Below are 20,437 nucleotides of genomic sequence, written 5' to 3'. Positions count from 1 at the left end.
CTGGAACTGGCCGGGCAGCCCAGGAGGGGCGCTGCTGGCCGCCTCCTGCCTGCATTGGGTTTTCATTTGCCATGTTACGATCTCTCAATTCAGATCAACAAATGTTCGCGTTAGCACGACTATTATACTACAAGCAAACTGCTAGCCGCCGTTGGGACCACCGCCGTTGCCGTTAGCACCAGAAGTGCCAGTGGCGGTTCTGCCGCCAGAGATGCCAACAACCACGTTATCCTGCGCGGTCAGGCCATCCAGCACTTCGTAGTTCGTCCCATCGGACAATCCCAATACAACGGGCTTGGCTACATATTGCCCATTGGCATTTTTCACGATGACAATAGCGGGCAGAGGATTATCAGCCGAGACATCACGCTCTGCCATCAATGTTTCGCGCATCTTACGAGCCTGAAGCATTGCGGCGTTCGCGGCTGTGCGATCAATCAACTGAGGCACGCCACCACCGGCGGCAGCATTGGCTGCTGTTGCGCCATTGCCACTTGCAAGACGAGCGAAGTTGATCGCGTCAACCGGGATCAACAGCACGCCGTCGCGCTGCAAGACGGTAATGCTCACATTGGCCGTCATACCGGGGAAGAGGTTTACATCCTTCGCGCTATTCTTGTCTACATCTATATACACGGGATAGGTAACAACGTTAGAGACGGTCTGGCCGTTTGGCGAGATCTGGCTGATGGTGCCGGTAAACGTGCGATCACCATACGCATTGACGGTGAACTGAGCCTTCTCACCAACCTTCAGGTTCGCGGTATCGGTCTCGTTCACGTTGGCAACGACCTGCAAGACGCCGGTATCAACGATCTGAATAAACGTGCTGCTCGAAGTGGTCGTGCTGGCCTGGGAAGCATTGGGTGGCGTTCCAGGAGCGCTACCAACTGTACCATTGATGGTCGTGACGGTTCCATCGTGAGGAGCCGTGAGCGTGGCGTTGTCGAGGTTGTGCTTTGCCTGCTCCAACTGCAACTGCGCCGTCTTGAGGTTGTTTAAAGCCGTAGTAAGATTCGTCTGCGCGCTCTGTACCGTTACGGCACCATTCGCTTTTGAAGTATTAACGCCTGCCTGATTGTTATTGACGGTACTCTGATTGGTAACATTCGTCTGATTGGCAACAGCCTTATCGGAAGACAGCTTGCTATCAGCATTATCAACAGCAGTCTGAGCATTTTGGACACTGGTATCGGCGGTTTCGACTGTTGAGTTATATTTGGCCTGTGCTAAGGACTTGCAAGTATCATTGTAAATGAGTACGCCCTCAATACTAAGCTTACTAAGAGCAAGTTTGGTATCCATAGAAGCGCCCCCTGTCGGAGTCGCGGTATTTGTTGAAGACGGCTTCTTTGTTGGCACTGCCGTTGGCGTCGTTTTGGTCGAGCTAGTGTTTGTCGAACTGCTGCTCGACGAACTGCTGCTCGACGAACTATTGCTCGTCGTTGGGGTTGCATCACAGGCTTTAAGATCAGAGTTTAGCTGTGCCTGAGCCTGTGCTTTGGTCGCATTAGCTGATGCTCTCGCCTGATCCAGCGCAGTTTGAGCGTTATCAAGCGCAGTCTGATCGGCATCAATGGTTTGCTGCGAAACGTTCTGGGCTGCACTCTTATTGCTATTCGAGCCATTTAGCTGTGTCTGAGAAGCCGAGTTGTTTGCATTTGCCGAATTGCTGGCATTGCCTAGAGCCGCCTGTGCATTGAAGACATTGGCATTGGCGTTCTCTACTGCGGCTACCTGCTGGTTGTAGGCATCCTGGAGCGCCACTTTGTTTAGCTTGGCGAGAGTTTGCCCCTTCGTCACCTTCTGTCCAACCTTCACATCCAACTCGTCAATAATGCCGCTCCCCGCGCCTGTACTCAGGAAGTTCAGGTTATAGATCGCGCTCTGCAATGGACCAGTGGCCGTGACTGTCTGCGCTAGACTATCCGTCCTCGGCTGTTGAATTTGATAGTTTACTGTTTTTGGCTTGTTCAATATAGGTATTAAAATAGCCCCTAACAGAATAACCAGTAAGATAATAGCGGCAATCACGATTGTGCTTCGCCGTCTCCACCAGGGCGTTGTGGGACCGCCTAACAATCCGGGATCGTTGGGGTCGCCTCCACCGAGGCCAGGGAGATTAAGTAATGGACTTGCAGCACCTACCTGCTGCGGTGAACCTTGTTGTTGTGACATACAAAGACTCTCTCCTAAGCATTCAAATATACATATAATTAGTATAATCAGGCGCAGAGACTTACATACATGTTTGGCCCTAGTATACAGCTTTACTAAACCGGAAGTGTCTCAATTTTGTAAAAAGATTGTAAAGTTAATACCTTTAATATATCCGGTCATTCAGCCTCAGAACGGGCCTGACAAGCACTCTTCTCCTTCCGATATATCTATCATACCGCCCCGGCTATAACAATTAGCAAATCCCAGCAGTCCCAATGGTACCATCGCCTTATTGCTTTGGAAATGAACGCATGTAGCTGTACGATGGTAATATTACGATACAAGCATGAAAAAGTTTAGCTTTTTGGGAGGGGAATAGGATGATTGTACGCATTCATGGTTTTGATTGGCAGGTTTATACTCAACAGGTAATGCCAGCATTAAACAACTGGTTGATAGATAGAGATGAAAACCCTCTCTATCAGATGTATCAGTTGACCCGTTGTGCCAGAGAAGAGCAATGCGTACCCGTCCCTCTACAATCGCTCTGCACATGGCCGCGCGCACGAGCATATGTCAAACAACTGATCGATAGCCCCCATGCCCGGCGCGAGTATGCTCATCTCTGCTCACCCGAACAGTTTACCGCTACCAGCGACCGCTACATCTATCGCCATCCTCCCCAGCTCTTGCGACCATCCGAGGCACTTTCTACGATCTGGGGCGCGCTCATCGAAACCTACTGCCTTCCCTGGTTCTCGCTCTTCAAAAAAGCGCAAGAACACCCAATGTATCAGCTTGGCCACGAACTCACCCGCCTGCTCAATCAAACGGAGGCACACATGCTGGCAGAAGAGGCGCAGGAACAGGAGGCGATCTATGCAGCTTCGGAGATGGAACAGGATGTTGAGGATGTCAGCGTCGGACCTATTGGCGTGATGATTGGTCGCCTGCCTGCAACGTTGCAGATACGCGGTTGGCTGGCGACGATTGCTGTACGCGCAATGGTCCTCTTCGAGCTGCTGGCCTGTGAGCGGCGCTGTATGCCCTTCGGCTATCAGCCTGGAGCGCCCTTCGCCTCCTACTCCGGCTATCTCACCCCTGAAGAAGTGCTGCAACTCTCCCTCTGTTTGCGCGATGTACACCCTCCTCATCAAGCGCTCGCCGTGATCGACTATCAGCGCTTCCACCAGCGGCCCGGCACCACGTTTCGCACGCTCGATGAGGTTCTCCCCTTGCACGCCGACACCTTTCTCTCAACAGTACATCTCGCCGCCCAGCAAGGGATCGGGTTAATCTGTAGCATCGGGTAGCGCGAGGTCTGCGACAACGCCGAAATGGTCGCTTGCCCACACACCATTGATTGGTTCGTTGAAGATGCGCGAGCAGGAAGCAATGGCGAGCGTCGGTCCGCCATGCTCACCGTAACGCACAAAAATGTGGTCGATTCTTCTAAACGGCCAATCCCAATAGGATCGGGAGCGCGAATCTTTACCACCAGAGTTGTACAGGCAAAATCTGCCGTTCGAGGAGTCACGTGCAAGTCCACCTCCTGCACTTCCGTAAGAGGCCAGCGACTCGCAATTGATATGCCGAAACCATCTGCATCTCGACCAACCTGATGAGCAATGTGAAACTCTGAGCCGAGCAGATCGATCACCTGATCATACTCATCGGTCTTGATCGTCTCCTGAAACGCTACCAGGTCAGGCCGAAGCGTTCGCAAACCATCAATAAGCACCGCCCTACGCTCCGCCCACGCTCCATTCTGGCCCCACAGGTTCAATGTGACAGCACGTACCTGTTGTGCAGACATATAATGCCCTCTTTCTATCACATAGAATGTAGTGCAATAAACCAAGAATGCCATGCCAAGCGATTGCTCTCGGTAGCTCGAATCACCCGTGAAGTTACCGAGAGCAATCGCTCGATTATGACCCGAAATACATTACTATACGAAATATCGCAATATTGCGCCACTCAATTGACATCTCCCCTAAAATAACATAGGATTAGGATGAGCAGGCATTGTCGCCGCTCACACCGGTCATTGCATCAAGTTGTTCCCATCAACTTCTGTAACTCATGATCGAAGGAGACATGGTATGATTACCCGTCGTGAACGCCGGGGCCGCTACTGGCTCCGCTGGCTACTCATTATCCCCTTCATTGTGCTGCTGTGGCCCGCCTTCTATAGCTCTGGTGGACCAACCCTTTTCGATTTTCCCTTCTTCTACTGGTTTCAGTTGCTCTGGATCATTATAACGGCCATCATCACTGCCGTTGTCTATTTCGCAGGAGCTTGAGCCAGCGTATCGATGTGTTCCAGTTTTTGAAATACATCGGCGTCACAATGCCTTTTTAGCTGTTCATCCGGCTTTCATCTTTGTGCATCATCTGCCGGAATCATTGCAAACAGTATCCTTACTTATGAAGGGAGACCTCACAGATGCAGTGGGATGCAATCGCTGTCTTTATCTTTTTTTTCCTGCTTGTGACCGTGCTGGGATTTATAGCGGCGCGCTGGCGTCGAGGCGACCTGGACCTCATCCATGAATGGGGATTGGCTGGCAGGCGCTTTGGCACAGTGATCACCTGGTTCTTGCTGGGTGGCGACCTCTATACAGCTTACACGTTTATCGCGGTCCCCGCCGCTATGTATGGCCTGGGGGCGCTCAACGGCTTCTTCGCCGTCCCGTATACCATTCTCGTCTATCCGCTCGTTTATCTGCTTATGCCCCGCTTCTGGGCTGTCTGCAAACAGCACAACTACGTCACCGCATCCGATTTCGTCAAAGGTCGCTTTGGCAGCAAATCGCTGGCTCTGGCGATGGCCTTTACCGGTATTATCGCAACCATGCCCTATATCGCTCTCCAGATGTTCGGTATTCAGGTGTCCCTGGCGGCACTTGGCATACCGCTTACGACCTCGATCTTCGGCCTTGATGTCGATATTCCGCTGATCATCGCCTTCATCATCCTGGCCGCCTACACCTACACCAGCGGCCTGCGCGCCCCTGCAATGATCGCGCTGGTGAAAGACGTGATGATCTTCATCGTCCTGTTTGCCACGATTATCTACATCCCGATCCGGCTTGGCGGCTTCGATGCCATCTTCAATGCCGCACATGCGAAGGCGCTCGCCAATCCCAAGTTCTTCGACAACCTTCATCCACAGCAATATCTGGCCTACGCGACCCTCTCGCTGGGTTCCGCGCTGGCGCTGTTCCTCTATCCCCACTCGCTGACGGGCGTCCTGAGCAGCAACAGCCCGAAGGTCGTGAAGCGCAACGCGGCGCTGTTGCCAATCTACTCGCTGATGCTGGGCCTGTTGGCGCTACTGGGCTACATGGCGATTGCCGCCAAAGTTACCCCGCTCAAGGGATTTGGCAATAACGGCTCGATCCCTGCTCTGATCAACGCGGTGTTCCCATCGTGGTTCGCTGGCTTTGCGTTCGCAGCCATCTCGATTGGTGCGCTGGTCCCGGCAGCTGTTATGTCGATTGCGGCGGCCAACCTCTTTACGCGCAACATCTACAAAGAGTATATCAACCGCAACGCAACCGACCGGCAGGAATCGCAGGTTGCCAAGCTGACCTCGCTGATCGTCAAATTTGGCGCGTTGCTGTTCATCGTCTACATTCCCACCCAATACGTCCTGAACTTCCAGTTGCTCGGCGGCATCTGGATTTTGCAGACTCTCCCATCGGTCTTCCTGGGCCTCTATACCCGCTGGTTCAACCGCTGGGCGCTGCTGATTGGCTGGGCGGTCGCAATGATTAGCGGCACCTGGATGTTCATCGCCACCGGCCTCACGGCGACGGTCGCCCCCTTCTCTATCGCGGGGTTGGTCCTTAGTCCACCAGTGTACGAGGCGATTTCCGCGCTGCTCGTCAATCTCGTCCTCTCGGTCATCCTTACCCCGGTCTTCGAGGCCATTGGAGCCAAACGAGGCCAGGACATCACCTCTCCCGCCGACTATAACGACGAGGCAGTGGGAGCCGAGCCGGTCGAAGCTGGCAAAGAAGCATTAGGCTAATCTCAAACCGTTGTAGTCGAGCGATTTATCGCGGTGGAGCCGTGTGAAATGTGGTTCACCACCGCGATAAATCGCTCGACTACGAACTCCAGGCTTACTTTGTTAAAAATCTATAATTACATCCACGCAAGTTGTGTCTCCTTGTTTGACCTCCCTTGAATCCATATGCTAATCTAACAAAATACGCTATCTAATAATTGAACGAGAAAGAAAAAGAGCGCTATCTATGAGTTTTGATGACGATTTTTCAGAGGAAGAAACCGAAACTGGCAGTGATGAGCTGCTTTCTGACGATAACCTGCGTCTCCCAGAGGGGGCCAGCCCTCTCGTTCGCCTCCATGCCATTCGTGCCTGGCTTGCGCGTCGTCAGTATGAGACGCGCATCGAAATTGGCGAGGCCGCCCTCACGCTCCAACGCTTGATGGAGGACGAACCGCAAATGACACGGATCAGGAGACGCGAAAGGACGGGCCTCATGGAGCGTGTGCAGCAAACGCAGCAGGAGATGGAAGGCGCACAGCAACGCCTGAATACCTATGAAGAGGCTCAGGCGCTTCTGGATGAGTGCATTACCCATACGACACAGGGAGAGCGCGCCCTGGTAGAATATTATCTCACGCTCGAAGATCTGCTTCAGAGCGACGATCTCCCCAGCGCAGAATCAATCGCCACGCCACGTCAACAGGCGCTCATGGATGTGCAGCACCGCGTAGAACATGTCAGCGCGCCCCACGAAGAAGATTGACCAGCTGCCTGTTTATTACTTCCCAAAGGGAACGGTTGTGGCGGTATCAAAACGCAACGAGAGAGAGGAAAGGGACACCTGCGTATCGACGGGAAAATCAAAGTAGCCGGTTTGTGGCTGATTGGGCATCTCCAGCGGCTTCACAGAAACTCGTTTCGTCCCGATCACCTTTCCATCGGGCAACACCAGATGGGCAAGCGAGGCATAATCAACGCCCATAATCTCCTGACCCTTGTTCTGCGTTTGGACCATCACCCGAATAGTGTATTTTCCGGCGCGGTTTTTATCATCCGAAAACTTCGTCGCAATCATTGCCTGCGACACAGTGATATCGATATCTTTATACTGGAAGGTATGATTGATCTTCAATGTTTCCGTTAAATTGGTAATGCCAACCGTTGGTGTTATTTCAGCGTCTCCTCTGACATTATTTGTCTCCCCTTCCGGCGGCGCATAAAATAATACCATAATGACGGCCAGCATAATAACTGCAATGGCAATCAATGTACCAATCCGCACTGATCGGAAACGACGTTTTTTCTCTATCTGGTCCATAGCTATAATTTTTGCTCCCACTGTATACAAACAAATCCAGTAAAGTCATTCGTCGTTTCCCGATTATGAAAGGAACTTTTCATTATCGGGAGGGAGTGCAACCAGGAAGTGACACCTCCCGATCAATCGGGAAACGACGAACGACTTTACCGCAATCACAAGAACATCCACAACATATTATAGCAAAGCAGTGATATAAGAAAACCCGCGCAGAGATAATCCCTGCGCGGGCGATAAGTGAGGCGTGGACTAAGGATGCGGCAAGAAGTTTTGCCCCCCAAATGAGCCTCCAAGCACATCTTTCGAGGATGCTCCAAGCCAGCGATCAAGCACCGTCGCATACACGGAGCGGAAATCAGTCGTATATTTCAGATTTCCGTTGTTATCGAGATTGTTCAATCCCGGCGGCTCTCCATAAATGCCTTTGCTCACAGAATTACCCAATACGAACATCGGCGCTGCCGTCCCATGATCGGTTCCCTGGCTGCCGTTCTCCTGGACACGCCGCCCAAACTCGGACCAGGTGAGAACCACGACATTATCAGCCTTACCGTGATTGGTCAGGTCGGTATAGAAGGCAGAAAGACCATCGGCCAGCGCTTTCATGAGCGCATCATGCGTCTCTTTCTGATTGGCATGTGTATCAAAACCGCCCAGCGTAATATAGCCGACGCGCAAGCCAAGCCCCTGCACAATCGCTTCAGACAGCACTTGCAGGCCAGCCCCAAACGAATTCTTTGGATACGTCACCGATGGACGATACTGCATATCGGCGGTGTGCAGTTGGCGACTGCCATCCTGCGCATCGAGCGCTGTCGCATCCAGCAACGCCGCATAGGGAGACGTTTTGGGATAGGAATTATAAAGCTTCATGAGCGCCTGAAGCCGCCCTTTTCCACCATCCTGATCTGCTGGATCAGTTCCCAGACGATAGCTTTTAGTATTCGTCAACGACGGCACCGGAGAACTAATGGAAGAGAGCGCCTGTGCGGTCTGCGCGCCGATGTTGAGCGCCTTAAAGGGATGCCCATCCTGATCGACCCAGCCAGAGACCAGCTTGCCTAGCCAACCCTCACTGCCATTCCCACTCATATCAAGCGTCTGCCAGATATCCATTGCCTGGAAATGCGATAGGCTGGAATTGGGATAGCCAGCGCCCTCTACAACCGCGAGATGCCCGGCGTCCCAGAGCTTCTTCAAGGGTGCCAGATTTGGATGCAGGCCCAGCCGTCCATCAAGCTGCAACACACTCGCCTCTGGAATCGCTATCGTCGGGCGCATCTGCCGATAGAGCGAATCGGTAAACGGGATCACGGTATTGAGTCCGTCGTTGCCACCTGCCATCTGTACCACAATCAACGTGCGATCACTGGCAGATTGCGAGAAGCTCGATCCCTCTAAAGTCATCGCTTTGGCCGAGGCGACCCCACGCGTGAAAATTGACGGCATCACCATTCCCGCCGATACAATCAGCATGCCATCGCGCAACATTGCTCTACGTGTAAGTTTCATTGCTCACCCCTTGCATTCAGTTCAATTGATATTCTGGCGATGCCATTAACAGGTACAGCGTCCCACGCACCCGACTGAGCGGATATTGCTTGCCCCCGCTCAGCGTAATCTGCTGCGCCTGGACTGCCTTGCTATCTTTGCTGTTAAAATACGTCAACAATTGCGTGCGCCGATCTGCATCCAGTTTGCCATCCAAGAGAAAACCGGCGAAGTAGTCCACAAAGTGTTCGGGCGTATCGATATGGTTGGTATTGATGATACCCTGCAAATCAAGTGGGCTGTACTGATTGTTCTGGCCGGTCTGATTATTCTGGCTGGTCTGGGCATTTTTAGCAGGTGCAGTTGCCTTCTTGCCCGCTGCATTTTTGGCTGTCGCATTCTTGCTCCCGGCCAGCAACGTATCGATATAATTCAGGCGCGCCATCCAGGTGCCGCTATTCATCCAGAGCGTGCTCACCTTGTCTCCGGGCCAGCCTGCCACGTTGGGAACCTCAAAGAGCGTCTGCCCCATCGCCGTCGTCATCGCTGGCAGGCCGGCTCCCGAATACTGCACATTCAACGACCGTAACGCTCCTACCGTGAACTCGACTGGCGACTTGAGGCGGCTACGATACGCCTTGGCCGAAGAAAATTGTGGTGAGAGCAGAAGCGTGCGCATCACCTCGCGCATGCTGTGACCGCTCTTCTCATAGGTATCCACCAGCGGTTGGAGGTCGGCAGTGCTGGGATTCTCGTAGACGAAGAACGTAAAGAGCTTGCGGCTAATAAACCAGGGAGCCGCCTTGTGATTGGCGAGGATGCGCACAACATCTTTATAATCCAGGTTGCCAGTCTGACCGAGAAACGTCTTAGCCTGCGTATTATGGTCGTGGGCACTGTATCTTGCCTGGCTCGCCTTGCCCTGCACATGCCAGCCCGTCAAGGCGAGTGCCGCCGCATGTACGTCCTGCTGTGTATAATTACCAAGGCCAATTGTGAAAAGTTCCATTAATTCGCGGGCATAGTTCTCATTCGGCGCATTCTTCCGGCTTTTCGTGAGGTCAAGATAAAAGAGCATGGCCGGGTCGCCTGTAATACCCAGGAGGATATTATCAAAGGTGTCGAAGGCATGGGCGCGCAAAAATTGATTCTGCACAATCATGCGCATATAGGCTTCCTTCCCACCGACTTTGCGAATGCTACTGGTGAGAACGCCATGCCAGAACAGCGTCATCTTCTCCAATAAGGGCCGCTGTGTCCATGCCATCCGCAACAACCACCAGCGCTGCTGATCCTGTGGCTTATTCATATCGAGGTTCAACGCCTTGAGCCGCTGCTCCATCGCGTCATCTGAAACCTGCTGATAATTGAGTAAATGATCCACTGCGCCGCTAAAGCCATATGACGCGTACGTTGCTAGTTCCGTCTGACTCGCGCCAAAGCCTGCACGCCGCAATAAATGTCCAATCTGCTCAGCATTGCCCACCACTCCCGGAGTAGACTCGCGCATCTTCTCCAGCGCGAAACTTCCCGCCGCCGCAACACCACCTACCCCAACCGCACCTAACGCCGCCAATCCAAAAAGCTTACGACGCGACATGCCTTTTGCACGCGGACTGGCCCCCACATTCTGAGCGCTGGCTGGCTCTGGCAATGTCGGCAGATTCTTCTCTGTAACCTCATCATCGCCAGATCCAGCTACGGTTGGCTGATCGTGTACATCCATCGAAAGTGCCTCCTACACTCATTAAAAATTTTTGTTGCTTCGCTGTTCCATATATTCCATCCACAGGCAAATTTGTTCATGGATGAATAACTCCATTTGCACATCTCGATTGATGACATTGTAACAAACAAACCTCAAGATACATTCAAGATACATTCCAGGTTTCGTCTACGCTTGCTTATTTCTGACATCTGATGTACAGTGGCACGGATCAGTAGCTTTACAGGAGGAAACATTGCAGACGACAACGCCCACAGACGCGCAAACACCCATCAAACCATCTCCCAGGCCATCCCGCCTGCTGCCCATCGCTCTGTTCCTCTGTATGGAGGCCGTTCTCCTGCTGATTGGGGCGGCACTGCCGCTTTACGGTCTCTGGTTCACAACGTCATCGCTTAACGATCTTTTTCCCTGGCTCCTGCAACCAACATTGTGGCTCTTTCCCGATAGACCGCTCAATCCAACGCTGCTCCACGCTCCGCACGCCTCGCCTCCCTTTATCGCGTTGGGCTGGCAGGATACAGGCATTCTTTTAGCCCTGTTCGTCGTGCAGTTTCTTATTTACGCAGCGGCCATTCACTATCTACCCCGTGCGATCAAGCTTCGCGCTATTGTGCTTTCGCTGCTCATATTCGGCCTGACCGGCTCGCTCTTTGCCACCGTGACCTCGCCCGATATTTTCTCTTATATCGCCTACGCGCGCATCGGCGTTCTCTACGGCCTCAATCCGCTGACAACGATTCCTCGTGCCATCAGCCACGATCTGGTATATCAGTATATCTACTGGGTCGATCAGCCATCAGCCTATGGTCCTGTCTGGGCTTTCATTTCCTGTTCTCTCCAATGGCTGACGAGCATTTTCGGCACCGATCATCTGGCCCCGATGGTGCTGGCGCTCCGGCTCCTGGGGCTGGTCGCACATCTCTGGTCAACGCTGCTCATCTGGTCCATCGCCGGCTATCTCCAGCGCGCAAGAGGCGAGATCTCCGCGCGGCTCCGTATGCAGGCAACCCTGGCCTTTGCCTGGAATCCGTTGCTGCTGTTCGAGGCCTGTGTCAACGCTCACAACGATACGGTGGTCTTTCTCTTTGTCCTGCTGGCCCTCTGGTTCCTCGTTCGGGAACAAACACCGCAACTATCCTTGAGAACTATGCTGATCGTCACGATGCTATTAGCACTGGGCACCTGCCTCAAAGCGAACGTGGCCCTGCTGTTCCCCGGCTTCCTGCTCTACCTCTGGACACGACAGGAGACTATTCGCACTGGCATCTCTACGCTCTGTCAAGTTCTCCTGCTCTACGCTGGCATCATTCTTGCCCTCTATGCCCCCTTCTGGCAACAGGGCCGCTTGCTGGTCGTACTTCAGGTCAATCCAGGCACGAACCGCAACATCAATACGCTCGCGGATCTCCTCACCCGCCTCTACAATAGCGTGGCTCATCTCTTCGGTGCGCCCATTGCTCCCGAAACCGGCTCCCCGGCTGAGAACCTGTTGCGCCTGCTCAGCCTCGCTCTCTTTCTCGTGTGTTACGCTCTCTTATGCTGGCAACCCCTTCGTGGGAAATACAGGCTGACGACGCCACTGATGCTGATTCGCTGGATGGCGCTGGCATGGTTTGTCTACATGCTGTTTGGCGCTCCCTGGTTCTGGCCCTGGTATACGGTAGCCTTCTTCGGCTTTGCCTTCCTGCTCGAAGCTGCAAATGGTTTTCCCTGGCACCTCCATCACCCATTACAGCAGTTCTCGTTCCCACAGGCTGTGCGCCTCTTTTCCTTTAGCCTGCTCAGCCTCTATTGCCTCTATACATGGTCTCCCTACGCTACCTTCCTCCCCGGACTCACCGATTTTCGCTGGGCCTTCCTGCGCGGCCTCTGGACCTGGCTGGTGCCGCTGCTCGTTCTCGCTTTCCGTCCTTCCCCCAATCGCACTACTATATTGACAGAAGCAGACTGATCTCGTTACGCTTATAATAGCGTAATTGCGCACCACTATCTCTATCCATTTTATGTGTCAGGGGCAACACATAACCCTATTTTCTTCTACTTCTTTATTATTTATTGAGAGGCAATCTCGTATGACAAAACGTGTCGCTCACATCGGCAAATTTCTGGGGGAGTACCGCATTACCGATGAATTGCAAACCAGCACTGCCAGTCGTATTTTTTTAGCTGAATCCCATGCTTTGCCACAACACATCGTCGCCATCAAATCGTTACCCAATGTCCATCTCGACGCGCAACAGGAGGAGAGCTTTCTGCAAGAGACGCGCTTCCTCCAACAGCTTCAGCATCCCCACATCCTCTCGCTGATTACTGCCGGGATCGATAAAGGGGGGCCGTATATCGTGTCCGAATACGCTGCGAATGGCTCGTTGGACAAAACCATGCAGCATCAGGCCCGGCTCCCCTGGGACGTAGATCAGGCGCTATCGATCATCTTGCAGATCGGACAGGCGCTCCAATATGCTCATCAACAAAATATCCTTCACTGCAATCTGAAGCCGCAAAATATTCTCTTCAACGCACAGGGAGAGGCGCTGCTGGCCGATTTCAGTCTGGTCTCACTGCCCGAGTCGCTACAAGCTACCGCCGTTGCAAGCTATATGGCCCCCGAACAAATTCTCGGCACAATCAGCAAGCAGTGCGATCAATACTCGCTTGCCTGCATCGCCTATGAGATGCTCACCGGCCATACGCCCTATCACGCACAATCCTTGCAATACGGCAGCCATCAGCGTCTCCCCCGGCTCATTCCGCCAACGCATTTCAATCCCGCCTTGCCTCAGCATATAGAGCAGGCAATCCTGACCGCGCTGACACCAGAGCCGGATCTACGCCATAGCGATCTCCAAACATTTCTGGCGGCGTTGGGATCTGTGGCAATGCCCATTGAGACTCAAATCAGCAACATTCCCACCAGTATCGTTGCCGCAGCACAGCCCTTTGACGATAGAAATTTCGTGCAAGATCTGGCATTTTCGGCCAGTCCAATGATTCCAACATCAAACATTGCTTATCGGAGGAACAGCACTTACCCGAGTAGATCACGTTTTTTACTCTCAAAAGAGCAGAAATTTCTGGTTGCGATCTCGTGCTTCCTCGTCTTTGTTATCCTCGCCGGAGGGCTTTACACATTTGTGTTTGCTGCCAGCCAGCCAAAATCACGTGTACAAAACACGCCAACAAGCGCTCGCAACAACATACCCACGACAACCAATACGTCCAACGCCATTACGACACCGACGCACACGTCGGTTCCATCACCAGCATCATCGTCAACACCGGGCACAATTACCTATCCGGTCACGCTACAACCTCCACCAGTTGCAAAATCAACTCCAACTGCTCATCCTACGCCTACAGCGCAAACGCCAGCACAAAATCCCAACAGCAGCCCCTCACCAACCCCTACCGCTACGTCTTCTTCTTCGACAAGCACAGCAATGTTAAACGTCACACCGACCCAACTCGGCAATACCAATTGTGCGCGACGCACAAGCAACAGCTACCGGTGTACCGTTCAATTATCCTTGAATGCCACCAGTTCCGGTCGTCAAACATGGATCGCTTATAGCACAGGCGTTACGGCGCAGATCATCCCCTTTATCGGGACAATTACAGCGGGTCACACCACACAGGTCACAATCATCGTATTTGATACTTGCAAGCATCCTGGCGCATTCGTTTTCACTATGGGGCGCGCCAAAGTCAGTACGATTGTCATCTGGGCGTGCTAATGAATATAAACAAATAATCTGGTAATGCTCAAATCACACGAATATGTGTGATTTGAGCATTACCAGATTATTTGTTTATATGGTTTCTGTTTAAGCGAGATAGAACAACCTGCCAGAAGAGTGGGGGTACTGTCGTTGGGTGGTAAGAAAAGAGACGTAACATTTTGGTATCTCGAACGTTGGAATAGCTGAACTTCGCTAGCGAAAGGAAGACCATCGGGTGCAAAGGATGCATAAACCGAACAATATACATATAAGAGAGGATGATGCATTGTTCACGAGACTCTATCAGCAGCATGCCCCAGCACTGCTCACACATCTTGTCATCCATTTGCCATCACGTATGGATGCAGAGGATATGCTGGTAGACGTCTTCGTCGTCGCGTTGGAACAGCAGGCGTTGCTGATGACACTTTCACTTGAGGAGCAGCGCCTCTGGCTCTGGCGCGTTGCACGCAACAGGCAGGTTGACTACTATCGTCGAGCCTCGCGTCGTCAGGCGGTGGCATTAAATGAAGTCGTAGAAACACTATATGAGGATGATGAACAGCGACCCGAAAACATAGTTTTACAGCACGAGGAGTATCACAAATTACAGCGCCATTTCAAGCGTCTTCCTCAGTTGCAGCAGGAAGTGCTGCGATTGCGTTTCGTCAATGGCTTCCGCTCGAACGAGATAGCTCAGCTTTTGGGCAAAAACGATGGTGCGATACGGACATTGATCTCGCGTTCGCTTAATCTATTACGAGAGATTTATAGCAGAGAGAAGGAGGAATGATAATGGGGCGCGACAATGATCTTTTCTCTTCAGAAGGAATCGATGACCAGATCGAACAGCGACGATCCGTCCAGCCTCAACCAGCACCGAGTGATGCTCTCATACATGATTTACACAGAATGGCCCGTTCTGAGCAGCAATTGGATAGCCATTCGTTAGAGCAAGTCTGGCAACGGTTGCAAGCGCAAGGAGCACCCCCTGTTATGCGTGAGGCTCGGCAGAAACCGTCTGAAGAGAACATCATTGACTTAAAGGAAAGAAAAACAATGGAAAAGAATGATAGTTCCTGGGGAATGAATCCCCTCACGCCTCTAGCGGAGTCAAAGAAACGCCGTTCACCTTTGCGGATAGTAAGCATCAGCCTGATCGCTGCTGTTGCCATCATCACGATTGTGAGCTTTACCGTCTTCTCCGGCGTACTATTACCCGCACCGCAGACAGCGGGCAATAGTACATCAACCATCACAGGTGCGCAACAGCAGAAAGCGATCAGCGGTGCCAAACTGGTGTGTAGCATTGGGGTTGATGGCCGCGCGCAGCCTGCTGCGTTTAAAAATTCGAGTGTCCAGGTGGAATGGCCCGTCCAGGGAAACGCCGTTGCATACGACAGCAAACAGTCCGTGATCTTTTCCGCAAAGGATTGCGGAGGAAAAAAAACACTTGCACACAAGAATTATCAAGCTGCTGGATCGCCCGATGGCAAGAAAATAGCGACAGCCAGCTATGAATCCTATACGCTGGATATCGATGATAACAACGGCAACACGATTAAAAGCATTTCTTTCGCGCAACTGGGAGTACACAACCTGCTTTCAATAGTCTGGTCATCTGATAGCACAAAGCTCATTTTTATTGCTGATGGAGCAAGTGATGCTTCGGCCATCAAAAGCGTTGATGCCGATGGCGGGAATATCAAGACCTTGATCACGGTCGGTGACAACCAGGGGGTCAGAGGCTTTCTTGAACTTTCACCCGGCGGTAAGTATGCATTTATGTATGATTTCGATTTTACTGCAAAGCAAAAGATATATAGCATCTGGGACGTCAGCACCGGGAAGAAAATGAGCGATCTTATCCCTGGCATGGAGATTCTCGGCCTGGAATTTTCACCTGATAGCTCTCTGCTTGCAGTGGGTAGATATAATCAGATCAACATCTTTAGCGCTACCAATGGCAAGATTGTGAACACGTTGGATTATAAGCAGGCGGAAAAGGTGGCCTGGTCGCCCGATGGCAAATACCTTGCCGTGGGTAACATCTCGATCAGTATCTATGATGTCAAGGCGAATCAGGCCGTCACGACCTTCGGTAAAGTCGATGATCCAGCGCACCAGAAGGTGAGTAGCCTGGCCTGGTCGCCCAATGGCACTGGCCTGGTTTCTTCGATAGACCAGCCGGATGACGGCAAGTCTCTGACACCCATCAATGTCTGGGCGTTGAGCTAATTCTGAGGGTGGACTGAGGCGAAAATAGGAACTCTGAGGTAGAATGGGCATACGTAGTACTAATGTATGCCCATTTTAGCCGACGCGCACCAGTTGCCTTACGGCGTCCAGCAGATCACGCACATGGAAAGGCTTCACGATTACCTGCTCCACGCCCAGCGTCGCCGCATCTGGCCCACCAGTGCCAGCCGTAATCACGACGATGGCGGGCGGAGGATAGCCAGCACAGAACACGCCCCACTGATCGCGCAATCGTTCTAGAAACACATGACCGTTCATGCCAGGCATAGCAAGATCAAGCAGAATGACCGATGGATAACGTCCCTCGCTGGCAGCGTTACTCATCCAATCTAGCGCCTCCTGCCCTTCCGCTGCCTCTGCGGGTTCGTATCCGTCGAGTTCAAGTGCCCACGACACCATATCCCGGATAGCGGGATTATCGTCCACAACAAGTACAACCGGGGGTTGCCCTTCATGCTGTGACTGTCTCATGCTCTCCCTGTTCCTCTTCACCTGAAATTATCTTATCTTTCTACTCAGGAAACGGTCTTTTTGTGCCTGCAATTTTTTCGTGGTATCCAATTAATAATGAGTCAGCAAAAACTCACGTACAGCCTTGAGAAACGCCTCTGGCTGCTCCAGATTTGATACGTGCCCGGCCTCCAGGATCATGGCAAAGCGCGCGCCCGGGATTTTTGCTGCATACTCGCGTGCCACATCCGGTGGCACTGGTCCATCATGCTCACCCACGATAACCAATGTCGGGCAGGCAATGCGAGCAAGTAGATCAGTCGAGTCAGGCCGCAGTCCCATGCCGCGTGACGCTGCTGCAATACCTGTAGGAGTTGCGGCATAGATCATATGCCGAATACGCGCCTCTATCTCTGGATGATGTTGACGCGTGTAATCTGAAATCACTCTAGGAAGTTGAAAATCGGCGATTGCTTCTGACCCTTGCTGCTCTGCAAGTTGAGCCACCTTTTCACGATTCGCCTTGCCTTCCTGAGTATCCGCATCTGGCCGCGTATCTGACAGGATCAACCCACCTACGCGTTCTGGATATTTGCGCAGAAAAGCGAAGGCTGCGTAGCCTCCCATCGAGAGGCCGCACAGCACGGCCTGCTGCATCCCAAGAGTATCCATCAGAGCTGCCACATCATCGGCTAGCAATTCCATCGTGAACTGCTCCCCATTGATCTCGCTTTCGCCAAATCCGCGCCAATCAGGAGCAACCAGCCGAAAACGCTTCTCCTGAAGCAAGGCGGTCGTGACATCGGACCACATATTGCGATTGAGAGGAAACGCATGGAGAAAGATAACGGGCTGCCCGATGCCATGATCGTCATAAGCAATATCGACCTGATTGACTCTCGCTCTCAATGAAATATCCTCCCCATCAATATTAAACTATGCCTGCTGCGTCGCCTCTGCCGCCTGCTCATGGGCATGATACGAGCTACGCACAAACGGTCCCGACTCCACATGACGGAACCCCATCTTCTTGCCCTCTTCCTTCAAGGCCGCGAACTCTTCCAGTGGCACATAGCGCTGAATGGGCAAATGTTGGAACGAGGGGCGCAAATACTGCCCGATTGTCAGAATATCGACATCATGCTCTCGCAACGCCTGCATCACTTCCAGCACCTCGTCCCATGTCTCGCCCAGCCCAAGCATAAAGCCAGACTTCGTGGGTGCCGCCGGATTCATCTCTTTGGCCCACTTCAACACCTGCAAAGAGCGCTGGAAAATAGCCTGTGGGCGCACTTGCTTATAGAGCCTTGGAATGGTCTCGACATTGTGGTTAAACACGCTGGGCTTCGCATCCATCACTACCTTGAGCGCCGCCTGATCGCCCTTAAAATCTGGCGTAAGTACCTCTACATTGCACTCCGGGTTCAAACGACGTATCCAGCGAATGGTCGAGGCAAAGACGCCCGCGCCACCATCCCTTAGTTCGTCGCGGTTCACCGAAGTCACAACGGCGTGACGCAAACCCATTGTGCGCACCGCCTCCGCAACACGTTTCGGCTCCTCCCAATCCAATCCCAGCGGGCGGCCCGTCTCGACGGCACAAAACCCGCAACTGCGCGTACAGACCCGGCCCAGGATCATGAAGGTCGCGGTCTTATGCCCCCAGCACTCGCCAATATTAGGGCAGCGTGCCTCCTCGCAAACAGTGTGCAACGATTGGCCGCGCATCAGTTGTTTGAGTTGCTCGTAATTTTCGCCACGTGGCGCACGTACTTTGAGCCACTCAGGACGGCGCTCAGGGATAATAGTTGTCATAGCAAATTCCTGGTTCTAGCTTCTCGCTCTATCAACGCTATGATGGATACGCAAGAACGTTTCTGGCAAACATTCCTGGAAGTATCCATCGTTCTTGCTCTCTTTACTATATGTCTAATATACGTCGACCTCTCGACCATAGCTCTGTAATTTTGCTCGTACCGCCTGTAGGAAGCCAGCGGCACCTGCACCATCCAGAATGCGATGATCAAACGAGAGACACAGATACATCATAGATCGTATTGCAATGGCGTCGTCTTCAGTCACCACAGGCCGCTTCACCACTGCATCCATACTTAAAATTCCGGCGTGCGGCTGATTGATAATTGGCACCGATATAATTGTACCAAATACCCCCGGATTGTTCACGACAAACGTGCTGCCCTGCATATCCTGAATGGTCAACTTATTGGCGCGTGCTCGTTGCGCGATAGCGTTCACCTGCTTTGCCAGACCCGCCAGAGTATATTGATCGGCATCATGAATCGTTGGCACAACCAGCCCCACATCAGTTGCCACCGCCACGCCCAGATTGATACGCTTCTTCACGATGATCTTGTTATCTTCCGTCCAGGTCGAGTTAATCAATGGAACCTTGCGAATCCCCTCGCAGACCGCTTTCATCACAAACGGCACAAAGCTAATCCCATACCCCTCGCGCCGCTTAAACTCATCTTTATGCTGCTGCAACCAGCGGGCAATGTTGGTCATATCCACTTCAACAACGGTCGTGGCATGCGGCGAGGTACGTTTGCTGCGTACCATATGCTCAGCTATCGAAAGACGCATCCTGCTGGGTGTCACAACCTCTTCATCTTCTCCAGTTATATATGCTGGTGCAACGGCGGCTGGCTGGGTGGCTACTGCTGCGGGTGCAGAAGGGACTTGTTGCACTGGTGCGGTCGCTACGGAGGAGTGTTGCTCCAAATAGGCCATAATATCCTCTTTGCGTACCCGTCCGCTGGTGCCTGTTCCCGTAATATCGTTTAAATCAAGACCATGTTCGCGTGCCAATCTGCGAGCAAGCGGAGAGATGCGCTGCCGCTCCTCCTCTTCTTTCTGCTCGCCATGCCTGTTGGCAACAGGCGAGGGTTTTGTCGCGACCTTTTGTTCATCTCGCGCATTCAGCAGCGGGGTGGCAGCCTGCGCATCACTTTTGACGGGAGCCGCGTCAGGGCCGGGAGCAGAAGATGCGGAGGCAGCGGCAGCGCTGACATCGGCACTCTCTTCAATCAGGGCGATATCGGTTCCGACTGCAACCGTCTCGCCAGGCTGCGCCAGGATCTTTGCCAGACGACCAGCAACGGGCGAGGGCAGTTCCGCGTTAATCTTATCGGTCTCGATCTCCGCAAGCGATTCGTCTACCTCAACGTAGTCGCCCTCGTTCTTTAACCACGATCCTATCGTTCCTTCGGCGACCGTCTCCCCCAGTCTTGGCATTTTTACCGACGTTGACATCTGTTCACTCCTTCCCT

General features: G+C 52.7%; 16 protein-coding genes. 7 read left to right on the top strand and 9 right to left on the bottom strand.

The features are described 5' to 3' along the window. Positions 1-141: 141 nt before the first annotated feature. Complete coding sequence (locus K3T83_RS28905) at positions 142-2,178, bottom strand: efflux RND transporter periplasmic adaptor subunit (RefSeq protein WP_220206388.1); 2,037 nt, start codon at positions 2,176-2,178, stop codon at positions 142-144. 1,159 nt (positions 2,179-3,337) lie between these two features. Beyond that, complete coding sequence (locus K3T83_RS58020) at positions 3,338-3,976, bottom strand: endonuclease/exonuclease/phosphatase family protein (protein ID WP_373324543.1); 639 nt, start codon at positions 3,974-3,976, stop codon at positions 3,338-3,340. Positions 3,977-4,265: 289 nt separating this feature from the next. On the opposite strand from K3T83_RS58020, the gene K3T83_RS28895 reads away from it, so the two are divergent. From K3T83_RS28895 to K3T83_RS28885, 3 genes are all read left to right on the top strand, one after another. After that, the gene (locus K3T83_RS28895) at positions 4,266-4,466 is read left to right on the top strand and encodes a DUF3311 domain-containing protein (RefSeq protein WP_220206386.1); all 201 of its coding nucleotides are present in this window, start codon (positions 4,266-4,268) and stop codon (positions 4,464-4,466) included. 143 nt (positions 4,467-4,609) lie between these two features. Then, positions 4,610-6,199: a monocarboxylate uptake permease MctP gene (gene mctP / locus K3T83_RS28890; RefSeq protein WP_220206385.1), complete on the top strand. Its 1,590-nt coding sequence runs from the start codon at positions 4,610-4,612 to the stop codon at positions 6,197-6,199. Between the two features lie 226 nt (positions 6,200-6,425). Continuing rightward, complete coding sequence (locus K3T83_RS28885) at positions 6,426-6,944, top strand: hypothetical protein (protein WP_220206384.1); 519 nt, start codon at positions 6,426-6,428, stop codon at positions 6,942-6,944. A gap of 15 nt (positions 6,945-6,959) precedes the next feature. Here K3T83_RS28885 and K3T83_RS28880 read toward each other — a convergent pair whose 3' ends face one another. The 3 genes from K3T83_RS28880 to K3T83_RS28870 all read right to left on the bottom strand — a co-directional run bounded on the left by K3T83_RS28880 (position 6,960) and on the right by K3T83_RS28870 (position 10,716). Beyond that, a complete protein-coding gene (locus tag K3T83_RS28880) occupies positions 6,960-7,499 on the bottom strand; it encodes a hypothetical protein (RefSeq protein ID WP_220206383.1) in 540 nt (179 codons plus the stop codon). Positions 7,500-7,748: 249 nt separating this feature from the next. Then, on the bottom strand, positions 7,749-9,011 hold the full coding sequence (locus tag K3T83_RS28875; RefSeq protein WP_220206382.1) for a DUF1501 domain-containing protein: 1,263 nt from the start codon (positions 9,009-9,011) through the stop codon (positions 7,749-7,751). A 16-nt stretch (positions 9,012-9,027) separates the two neighbouring features. Beyond that, a complete protein-coding gene (locus tag K3T83_RS28870; RefSeq protein WP_220206381.1) occupies positions 9,028-10,716 on the bottom strand; it encodes a DUF1800 domain-containing protein in 1,689 nt (562 codons plus the stop codon). Positions 10,717-10,951: 235 nt separating this feature from the next. Between K3T83_RS28870 and K3T83_RS28865 the strand changes: the two genes are divergently transcribed. The 4 genes from K3T83_RS28865 to K3T83_RS28850 all read left to right on the top strand — a co-directional run bounded on the left by K3T83_RS28865 (position 10,952) and on the right by K3T83_RS28850 (position 16,676). Beyond that, a complete protein-coding gene (locus K3T83_RS28865; protein WP_220206380.1) occupies positions 10,952-12,670 on the top strand; it encodes a hypothetical protein in 1,719 nt (572 codons plus the stop codon). A 121-nt stretch (positions 12,671-12,791) separates the two neighbouring features. Beyond that, complete coding sequence (locus K3T83_RS28860) at positions 12,792-14,453, top strand: serine/threonine protein kinase (RefSeq protein WP_220206379.1); 1,662 nt, start codon at positions 12,792-12,794, stop codon at positions 14,451-14,453. A gap of 271 nt (positions 14,454-14,724) precedes the next feature. After that, on the top strand, positions 14,725-15,231 hold the full coding sequence (locus K3T83_RS28855) for an RNA polymerase sigma factor (RefSeq protein WP_236065012.1): 507 nt from the start codon (positions 14,725-14,727) through the stop codon (positions 15,229-15,231). A gap of 2 nt (positions 15,232-15,233) precedes the next feature. Next, entirely contained in the window at positions 15,234-16,676 is a 1,443-nt protein-coding gene (locus K3T83_RS28850) for a WD40 repeat domain-containing protein (RefSeq protein ID WP_220206378.1), read from the top strand. A 75-nt stretch (positions 16,677-16,751) separates the two neighbouring features. Here K3T83_RS28850 and K3T83_RS28845 read toward each other — a convergent pair whose 3' ends face one another. From K3T83_RS28845 to K3T83_RS28830, 4 genes are all read right to left on the bottom strand, one after another. Beyond that, positions 16,752-17,168 carry a response regulator gene (locus tag K3T83_RS28845; RefSeq protein ID WP_220206377.1) on the bottom strand — a complete coding sequence of 139 codons (417 nt, stop codon included), beginning with the start codon at positions 17,166-17,168 and terminating at the stop codon, positions 16,752-16,754. Positions 17,169-17,258: 90 nt separating this feature from the next. After that, positions 17,259-18,056, bottom strand: coding sequence for an alpha/beta fold hydrolase (locus tag K3T83_RS28840; protein ID WP_220206376.1), 798 nt, complete (start codon positions 18,054-18,056; stop codon positions 17,259-17,261). 27 nt (positions 18,057-18,083) lie between these two features. Beyond that, positions 18,084-18,962, bottom strand: coding sequence for a lipoyl synthase (gene lipA, locus K3T83_RS28835; protein ID WP_220206375.1), 879 nt, complete (start codon positions 18,960-18,962; stop codon positions 18,084-18,086). 114 nt (positions 18,963-19,076) lie between these two features. Further along, a complete protein-coding gene (locus K3T83_RS28830) occupies positions 19,077-20,420 on the bottom strand; it encodes a dihydrolipoamide acetyltransferase family protein (protein WP_220206374.1) in 1,344 nt (447 codons plus the stop codon). Positions 20,421-20,437 lie beyond the last annotated feature (17 nt).

Source organism: Reticulibacter mediterranei, from assembly GCF_016587455.1.
Note: the sequence above shows the minus strand (reverse complement) of the source record. Positions and strands in the feature narration are given on the sequence as shown.

Coding starts and splice junctions, on each gene's coding strand:
- K3T83_RS28905 (WP_220206388.1), bottom strand. CDS start 2,178: ATGTCACAACAACAAGGTTCACCGCAGCAGGTAGGTGCTGCAAGTCCA.
- K3T83_RS28875 (WP_220206382.1), bottom strand. CDS start 9,011: ATGAAACTTACACGTAGAGCAATGTTGCGCGATGGCATGCTGATTGTA.
- K3T83_RS28860 (WP_220206379.1), top strand. CDS start 12,792: ATGACAAAACGTGTCGCTCACATCGGCAAATTTCTGGGGGAGTACCGC.
- K3T83_RS28845 (WP_220206377.1), bottom strand. CDS start 17,168: ATGAGACAGTCACAGCATGAAGGGCAACCCCCGGTTGTACTTGTTGTG.
- K3T83_RS28830 (WP_220206374.1), bottom strand. CDS start 20,420: ATGTCAACGTCGGTAAAAATGCCAAGACTGGGGGAGACGGTCGCCGAA.
- K3T83_RS28870 (WP_220206381.1), bottom strand. CDS start 10,716: ATGGATGTACACGATCAGCCAACCGTAGCTGGATCTGGCGATGATGAG.
- K3T83_RS28895 (WP_220206386.1), top strand. CDS start 4,266: ATGATTACCCGTCGTGAACGCCGGGGCCGCTACTGGCTCCGCTGGCTA.
- K3T83_RS28850 (WP_220206378.1), top strand. CDS start 15,234: ATGGGGCGCGACAATGATCTTTTCTCTTCAGAAGGAATCGATGACCAG.
- K3T83_RS28885 (WP_220206384.1), top strand. CDS start 6,426: ATGAGTTTTGATGACGATTTTTCAGAGGAAGAAACCGAAACTGGCAGT.
- mctP (WP_220206385.1), top strand. CDS start 4,610: ATGCAGTGGGATGCAATCGCTGTCTTTATCTTTTTTTTCCTGCTTGTG.
- lipA (WP_220206375.1), bottom strand. CDS start 18,962: ATGACAACTATTATCCCTGAGCGCCGTCCTGAGTGGCTCAAAGTACGT.
- K3T83_RS28880 (WP_220206383.1), bottom strand. CDS start 7,499: ATGGACCAGATAGAGAAAAAACGTCGTTTCCGATCAGTGCGGATTGGT.
- K3T83_RS58020 (WP_373324543.1), bottom strand. CDS start 3,976: ATGTCTGCACAACAGGTACGTGCTGTCACATTGAACCTGTGGGGCCAG.